Source organism: Streptomyces sp. NPDC002884 (genome assembly GCF_040295245.1).
GTDB lineage: Bacteria > Actinomycetota > Actinomycetes > Streptomycetales > Streptomycetaceae > Streptomyces.
Window position 1 is genome coordinate 1 of sequence record NZ_JBEOVB010000082.1, and the last position, 6,848, is coordinate 6,848.

Here is a 6,848-nt window from a genome sequence, read left to right on the forward strand (position 1 = left end):
ACGCAAGGGCAGTCACTTCCTCGCCTTCCTCGGCCTCGCCGCAGCCCTGACCTGCTACAAGAAGCTGGCGAAACTCGCCACGTGAGACATCCTCTAAGGATTCTGCCAGGTTCATGCCGCTCTGGCCCGCGAGGAACACGAGGTGGCCCCGCTGCACGGTCGAATGCCGCATGCACCAGGTCGGACTGCGGGACCTGAGCCGGGCCGAGAGCCCGCGCATCACCGAGCCCACCCGAAAGACCGACCGGTCTGCCGACCTGGTCGAGCGACAGTTCACCGCAACTTCCCCGAACCAGCTGTGGATTACCGACATCACCTACATTAAGACTACTCCGGCTGGGCCTACGCGGCCTTCGTCATGCCGTCTTCTCCCACATGGTCGTCGGTCGGCAGGTCGTCACCAGCCTCTACCGCTCTGGAGATGGCGCTCTGGCGCCGCCGGCACACCAACGCCAACCTCACGGGACGTAGGGGCGTACTCCAGCGTGGCCAGGACCAGTTCCGCGTCCGCTCGGGCGGAGGTCTCCCAAGCCATCACCCGGCAATAGGACGCGTCCCGGATCGCCTTGTGCCGCAGCGACCCCTGGCCGGTCGAGATCATCGTCCGGTCGGTTGCCCCACGCCTGGTTCGGCGCAGGCGCCGTAAAGTCCCGGTTGACCAAAACCGGGGCGAGCCTGGCCTCGGGATCCCGGCGCGTGAAGTCTGTGCGCCACGGGTTGACGCCCGTCAGGTCGGCTTCGCGCACCAGGCGCTCGATCCGCTTACAGCCCACGCGTGTGCCCTCGCGTTTCAGCACTGAGCCTCTTCAGCCGCTCGTCCGGCGAGTGAGGGTCCCGAGTATGTTGACGATGCCTCCAAGCAGGGCAGTTGCTGTCCTTGCCGGGCCGAGCTGCCGAAGCGACGTCACCCGATCGGTTACCACACTGAAAAACCTCACTGAGCGTTTTCAGCTTGGCCACTGATCGAGTGACACCGGTCAGGTCGAGGTGAGGTGCCACAACGCACAAAGCCCCCGTGCCGTTGAGGGAGGTGTTCGACGTCTCAACCCACCGGCACAGGAGCCCTGTTGGTTCCCTAATCCGTAGATAAGCGTCCCAATGGAGCGGAAGCTTGTGGGGATGCTCGAGTAGAGGGCTGCGATGCCTGCGGCGAACCGGGTCTGCTGAGTGGGTGGTTCGTGATCCTATGAGTGGTTCTGGTGTCGCCTGATGGTGTGGACGAAGCCGGAACGTTCCGGTCCGGTGCCGGTGGCCTGCTGGGATCGGTGGGATGAGTGAACGCAAGCCGTACCAGAGCGACTTGTCCGACGAGTAGTGGGCGTTGATCGAGCCGGTGATCACGGCCTGGAAGAACCGGCACTGTTCCGTGAGCGGCCACCAGGGCCGCTATCCGATGCGGGAGATCGTGAACTCGATCCTCTACCAGTCCCGGACCGGCTGTCAGTGGGCCCTGTTGCCGAACGACCTGCCGCCGAAGAGCGCGACGTACTACTACTTCGCCGCCTGGCGGGACGATGGCACCGACCAGCAGATTCATGAACTCCTGCGCTGCCAGGTGCGGGAGAGGAACCGGCGGTTAGAGGACCCGACCCTGGTGATCCTGGACACCCAGAGTGTCCGGGCGGCAACCGGGGTCCCCGCGGTCACGACGGGTAAAGACGCCGCGAAACGGGTGCCTGGCCGCAAGCGGGGACTGGCCGTGGACGTCCTTGGCCTGGTCATCGCTGTCACCGTGGTGGCCGCGAGTGTCCACGACAACGCCGCCGGCATCGCTCTGCTCGACCAGGTCGCCGTCGCGGTCGGCGGCTCGGTCAGCAAGGCCCTGGTCGACCAGGGCTTCAAGAACCAGGTCGTCACGCACGGGGCCGCCCTCGGCATCGACGTCGAGATCGTCCGGCGCAATCCTGAGGAGGGGGGATTCGTTCCGCAGCCGAAACGATGGCGGGTGGAGCAGACGTTCGGGACCCTGATACTGCACCGGAGCCTGGTCCGCGACTACGAACACCGCCCGGCCTCCTCCACCTCACGCGTCTACTGGGCCATGACCCACGTCATGGCCCGTCGGCTCACCGACGCGAGCACGCTCACCTGGCGCGATCCGCAGGTGGTCAGCGCGTGAACCTCAACCCCCTCCTTCAGGCGCTCGACCTTCAGGAAGACGCAGCCCGGGCCCTGACCGACGATCTCCGCACCCAGATCGACACCCTTCAGACCCAGCTCCGCGAGGCCGAACTGCGACTGGAACACCTCGCCATCACCCGCACGACCATCACTGGCCTCGCCGACCGAATCCCGGTCCACAGCCCCGACCCATCAGGGAGTCCGGAGCTGCCCGAGCACCCGGACTACCCGCGCATCCTCGCCGTCTTCAACAGCACGACCGCCCCCCTGACGGCCCGCGACATCTGTCAGGCCCTCGACTTCGAGCTCCTGCCGAAACACATCGAACGCACCCGAGCCAAGATGAAACGCCTGGTCACACTAGGATTCCTCACCGAGTCCGAGCCCGGCACCTTCAGCAAGAAGCAGTAACCAAGCCCGGAACAGACAACTCACGAACCGCCCACTGACACTCAAGCGCTCCCTGATCCGGCACCGTTGCTCCCAGCACGCGGCACGCGGCATCGTGGGAGGACGAGAAATGCGGGAGGGCATATGGAAGAGTCACAATGGGACCAACGGCGGATCTCGACCAGTGGCAGGACGCTGCGGTGGCCCAGAGCGTTTCTTGTATTCGCCCTAGTCGATCTGACTTGGGAGATCGTCAAAGCCAATCTGAATGCCAACGTCCGTGACGACTGGCCGTGGCGGCTCACGGTGCTGGACGCCTCGACCTGCGCAGCCGTGGTAGCTCTGCTTGCCGGCATTATCGTGACTCGCAGTCAGCTCTCGCAAACCATGCAGCCCGCGCTGAGTTGGTCTGGGACCGAGGGGCGCAGCGGCGAACTCAACGATTCGCTGAGGACGGTCTCCCTGGTCAACGCGGGCGGGGGTAGAGCCGTGATCCACTCCGTCGCTTACCGGATCCAGACCTCTCCGACAGGCTCGGGCATTGCCGTCATCCCTTTCGCCTGGGTTTCCTGGGCCAAGGCCATCGAATCGCTGGCGTCGCTGGGGCTCAACTGGGACGACGACTACTTCATGCTGCACCTCGGTTCGGGTGCGGCCGTGCCGATGACCAACGTCAGCAGAGAAGGTATGGAACTGCTGGCTCTCGGCTCCAAGGCTCTCGAGAGAATCTCCGTACTGGACATCAGAATCCAGGTCATAGACGCCCTAGGAGACATCTACGAGAGGAACTTGCAATGTATTCGACCGGTTTCTGTGCCCGCCCCCGCGAGGGCTGTCTGACGCTGGAGGGGCCCCCAGGCCGAAATCCACGATCACCCTGGCCACACTAGGAATCCTCAGCGCGGCCGAGCCCGGCACGTTCAGCAAGAAGCAGTAACCGAGACCGAAACGGACATCAACTTACGAACCGCCCGCTGAGACCTCCGCGTAGAGCGGCGCGCGGTCCTCGTACTCATGGTGGCAGCTGCGTGGGCGTCGGACGGACGCCTATTGGTTCCCCGGCCTCGGAGCCCAAGGATAGATCGGCGGCGCCGGCGCCCGTGCACCCGTCACCGTCCAGCAGGTGTTGGCGTCCGCTGGTGCTGGACGGACGTTTGACGTCCCTCCCGGCACGCGAGGCCTACCGAAAGATCGGCGCCGTCCAGCGCCGCCGGGCATCAACACCCTCCGCTTGATCACTCGTTGGTGTTGGCGGTGCGAGCCCGCTCCACGGTGACCTCTTGTGAAGCCCGAGCCGTTTGAGCTCCCGCAGAGACTGAGGCCCGTGGGACGAGCTGGTGCCACGAACGGCTACTGAGGTGGCGGACCGGCCAGAAGGGCTGAGTCCTGGGATTAGGTCGCTGCGTGGCCCTCATGAGCTCGTGACCAGCAAGAACAGTACGACGGAGGGGAAAGACTTGATCTACTGCGGCATTGACTGGGCGGAACGCACGCACGACATCGCCCTGGTCGACGACAGCGGCCAGTTACTGGCCAAACGGCACATCACCGACGACGCCGCCGGCTACAAGATCCGCTGGACCTGCTCGCCGAATACGGCGACACCGAGGAGAACCCGGTCCCGGTCGCGATCGAGACCTCCCGCGGCCTGCTCGTCGCAGTGCTACGGACGGGCAAGCGGCAGGTCTTCGCGATCAACCCGATGGCCGCCGCCCGCTACCGTGACCGGCACAGCGTCTCCCGCAAGAAGTCCGACTCCGGAGACGCCCTGGCCCTGGCCAACATACTGCGCACCGACATGCACGCCCACCGGCCACTGCCGCAGGACAGCGACCTGGCCCGCGCCCTCGCCGTGCTCGTCAGAGCTCAGCAGGACGCCACGTGGAACCGGCAGCAGATCTCCAACCAGCTCCGCTCCCTGTTGCGCGAGTACTATCCGTCCGCCCTGGCCGCCTTCGAGTCGTGGAAGAACGGTCTGTGCCGCCGGGAGGCACACGAACTCCTCAAGGCGGCACCGGCACCGACGCGGGCTGCGAAGCTGACACGCACGCAGCTGCAGGCCGCACTCAAGCGCGCCGGTCGCAAACGCGGCGTCGAAGCCGAGGCCGAACGGCTCCGTGAAGTCTTCCGCGCCGACTGGGCCCACCAGCCGCCGCTGGTCGAGGACGCGCTCGGCCAGCAGATGCTCGCGCTCCTGGTCCAGCTCCAGGCCGCCTGCAGGCGGCCGACAATCTGGCCGAGGCGGGGGAGGAAGCTTTTCCTCAGCATCCGGACGCTGAGATCATCCTCAGCTTCCCCGGCCTCGGCATCCAGCTCGGTGCCCGGGTGCTCGCCGAGATCGGGGACGACCGAAACCGCTTCGCCGATGCCCGGGGCCTGAAGGCATACGGCGGGGCTTCCCCCATCACCAGGGCCTCGGGCAAGAAGTCGAGCATCACCCGCCGGTGGGTGAAGAACGACCGCCTCAACCACGCCGGCTACCTCTGGGCCTTCTGCACGATCACCGCCTCACCAGGCGCCAAGACCCACTATCGCAGGCGCCGCGACGGCCACGGAGACTGGCACGCAGCCGCCCAGAGGAACCTCTTCAACCGCATGCTGGCCAGCTCTACCACTGCCTTCAGCACCGCAAGCTCTTCGACGAGCACACCGCCTTCCCCGTCGAACTCGCCGCCGCAGCTTGACGTGTTGAGCGCCTGAGGTGTCTATCCTGCCGCACTCGACCTCCCTCACGCCCTGGTCGAGTGGGTCACCATGCTCATCGTCACCCGCGAGGGTGACCGCCGCTGCAAGCTCCCGCCGCACCAGCGTGCGCTCGTCGCTCTGGTGTACCTGCGCCGCCACGACCCTCTCACCCGGATCGCGGCCGGGTTCGGGATATCCGTCGGCACCGTCCACGCATACGTCAGCAGCGTGACCCGCTTGCTCGCCGAACGAGCCCCTGGCCTGCTCAAACGCTGCGCGAGCACGATCCGGACTTCGTCCTGCTGGACGGGACCCTCGCCGAGTGCGACCGCGTCGGCGACAGCCGGGCGGACTACTCGGCCAAGCACCGCCGGCACGGAGTGAACGTCCAGGTCCTCACCGATCCGGCCGGCGAGCTGCTGTGGATCTTCACTGTATGCGCGCGCGGCAAGCCGCAGATGCTGCGAGATTCGGCGTGGAACTCCTTGATTCGCTCAGCCAGCTCGACGAACACCGCTGTTCGCACGGATGTTTCCCGGCGCTGCGCCAGCGGAGTCGGCGGAGGAGGCGATGTGCAATTCCCGCAGGACGCAGTCTGACCCCCAGGTGCGGGCGTTCATCGAGCAGCCCCGTCACCTGGGCCGGGGCGGGTCGAGCCGCACCGCGAAAGAAGGGCTGAGGCCGTCGGCAGGACCTCATTCGCCTGCCTGAGCTGGGTATTCTCCCTGTGTAACGTGGCGAGCTTGGCGCGTCAGTGGTCAGCCGAACCATCCCGCTCGCTGGCATCGGCCTGCCGGATCCAGCCGCGTAGGGCATCGGGAGCCTTGGGGGCAGATGGTTCTCTCATGAGAACCATCTGCCCCTCTGTCACCACCGTCCGCATCTCGGGGGAACCTCACGCCGCCCCCGTTGAACTCTCCTGGGCAAAAAACGTTGCAGTTGGGGGATCCTAATTCCCATGCAAGCAAAAGAACTCTTCATGCACAGGATAGCGACATGCAAAAACAGCCAGCCGACCGGCAGTGGAATGCACCAACTCCTTACAGTGCAAGCCTGGCCGAGCAGCAGCGGAATCAGCTCAAGGCGACGATAAAGGATGCTGCGGCAAGCAATCCGTTCCATAGCGCCCCTTCCGCCACGCACTCCCAGCTCGAAAACACCTACCCACCCAAGACCGCCATCGGGCCTGAGCCAGCTCCCGGACACAGCGTCACGAGAAGCATGGATCAGTACAGCAGAAGACTGGCTGAGCTGCATTGGAAGCAGCTCACCCATCCTCGGTCCACCTCTCCTCAGCCCAACATCGAGTTTGTGCCGCACCCCATGGATCAGTACAGTGCGCGCCTGGCCGAGCTGCAGCGGAATCAGCTCAAGGCGACGATAAAGGATGCTGCGGCAAGCAATCCGTTCCATAGCGCCCCTTCCGCCACGCACTCCCAGCTCGAAAACACCTACCCACCCAAGACCACCGTCGGGCCTGAGCCAGCTCCCGGACACAGCGTCACGAGAAGGCCACATCGATGATGAGTTCCCCACCGAGGAGCCGGGAGGAGCCTTAGACTTCATTTCAGTTGGTGAGTCTGCGGTGGCATATGAGGGTCGCGGCGATGGCGGTGAAGGCGAGGAAGTGTTCCGGCTTTCGCTCGTAGCGG

At 65.4% G+C, this 6,848-nt stretch carries 4 protein-coding genes and 3 pseudogenes; 6 read left to right on the forward strand and 1 reads right to left on the reverse strand.

The features are described 5' to 3' along the window. Positions 1–1,321 precede the first annotated feature (1,321 nt). The 6 genes and pseudogenes from ABT070_RS45775 to ABT070_RS45800 all read left to right on the forward strand — a co-directional run bounded on the left by ABT070_RS45775 (position 1,322) and on the right by ABT070_RS45800 (position 6,720). Positions 1,322–2,119 carry an IS5 family transposase gene (locus ABT070_RS45775; protein ID WP_351769267.1) on the forward strand — a complete coding sequence of 266 codons (798 nt, stop codon included), beginning with the start codon at positions 1,322–1,324 and terminating at the stop codon, positions 2,117–2,119. Then, positions 2,116–2,532 carry a hypothetical protein gene (locus ABT070_RS45780; protein ID WP_351769269.1) on the forward strand — a complete coding sequence of 139 codons (417 nt, stop codon included), beginning with the start codon at positions 2,116–2,118 and terminating at the stop codon, positions 2,530–2,532. Before ABT070_RS45775 ends, ABT070_RS45780 begins: the two co-directional genes overlap by 4 nt. Before the next feature lie 123 nt (positions 2,533–2,655). Next, positions 2,656–3,351 carry a hypothetical protein gene (locus ABT070_RS45785; RefSeq protein ID WP_351769271.1) on the forward strand — a complete coding sequence of 232 codons (696 nt, stop codon included), beginning with the start codon at positions 2,656–2,658 and terminating at the stop codon, positions 3,349–3,351. Positions 3,352–3,968: 617 nt separating this feature from the next. Then, positions 3,969–5,195 (forward strand): annotated as a pseudogene (locus ABT070_RS45790) (IS110 family RNA-guided transposase). Between the two features lie 70 nt (positions 5,196–5,265). After that, positions 5,266–5,628, forward strand: a pseudogene (locus ABT070_RS45795) (helix-turn-helix domain-containing protein); the annotation flags it as partial. 564 nt (positions 5,629–6,192) lie between these two features. Further along, the gene (locus ABT070_RS45800; protein ID WP_351769273.1) at positions 6,193–6,720 is read left to right on the forward strand and encodes a hypothetical protein; all 528 of its coding nucleotides are present in this window, start codon (positions 6,193–6,195) and stop codon (positions 6,718–6,720) included. A 43-nt stretch (positions 6,721–6,763) separates the two neighbouring features. On the opposite strand, the pseudogene ABT070_RS45805 reads toward ABT070_RS45800, so the two are convergent. After that, positions 6,764–6,848, reverse strand: a pseudogene (locus ABT070_RS45805) (IS5/IS1182 family transposase); the annotation flags it as partial.

Bases quoted from the DNA above. Each gene is read 5' to 3' on its own strand.
- ABT070_RS45800 (WP_351769273.1), top strand. From the start codon at position 6,193: ATGCAAAAACAGCCAGCCGACCGGCAGTGGAATGCACCAACTCCTTAC.
- ABT070_RS45785 (WP_351769271.1), top strand. From the start codon at position 2,656: ATGGAAGAGTCACAATGGGACCAACGGCGGATCTCGACCAGTGGCAGG.